The sequence below is a fragment of the Erwinia plantamica genome (genome assembly GCF_043420595.1).
GTDB classification, from domain to species: domain Bacteria; phylum Pseudomonadota; class Gammaproteobacteria; order Enterobacterales; family Enterobacteriaceae; genus Erwinia; species Erwinia aeris.
Genome location: NZ_JBGCUC010000043.1, coordinates 1 through 685 on the forward strand (window position 1 = coordinate 1; position 685 = coordinate 685).

General features: G+C 49.8%; 2 tRNA genes and 1 pseudogene. All 3 read left to right on the top strand.

The annotated features are described in order from the left end of the window. The first annotated feature begins 334 nt into the window (after window positions 1–334). A tRNA-Gly gene (locus AB3U87_RS21945) sits at window positions 335–409 on the top strand. 6 nt (window positions 410–415) lie between these two features. Continuing rightward, window positions 416–491 (top strand) — tRNA-Thr (locus AB3U87_RS21950). Window positions 492–604: 113 nt separating this feature from the next. Next, window positions 605–685: pseudogene (locus AB3U87_RS21955) on the top strand (GTP-binding protein); the annotation flags it as partial.

Sequence of the window (685 nt, forward strand, 5' to 3'; positions counted from 1 at the left end):
CCTTCCCCCACCACCATTAATATCGTTCGCGATGTTAATGAGAGGCAGAAACTTCCAGATTCCCCACGGGGAAGGATGAGAAGCTTCGACCTCGAAGGTTTGACCCGGCAGGGCAAGGAACAGTGTGACTTAATCCTTCCTGTACAGAAGCACCTATTCAGTCCTGACGTTTAACGGCTGAAGCCAGATGAAAGCAACAGCGTTCATCAACAGATTTTAGACTGAGCTCAAGCACAGTCGGAGTCATCAAGCAAATGCGGGTTGACTCGAAGAGCAGAAAAGCGTTTCTGTTGTTCACAAGCTACAGACAGAACAGGTAGCCGAGTTCCAGGATGCGGGCATCGTATAATGGCTATTACCTCAGCCTTCCAAGCTGATGATGCGGGTTCGATTCCCGCTGCCCGCTCCAAGCCGTGCTGATATGGCTCAGTTGGTAGAGCGCACCCTTGGTAAGGGTGAGGTCCCCAGTTCGACTCTGGGTATCAGCACCACTTCTAAATCTCCCTCCCTGATTCTTCTCTGTGCGTTAAAATTCAACAGTTCAGGCAATGCCTGGTTGATGTGGTGATATCACCGATTTATCCGTGTCTTAGAGGGACAAGCGATGTCTAAAGAAAAATTTGAACGTTCCAAACCGCACGTCAACGTTGGTACTATCGGCCACGTTGACCACGGTAAAACTACC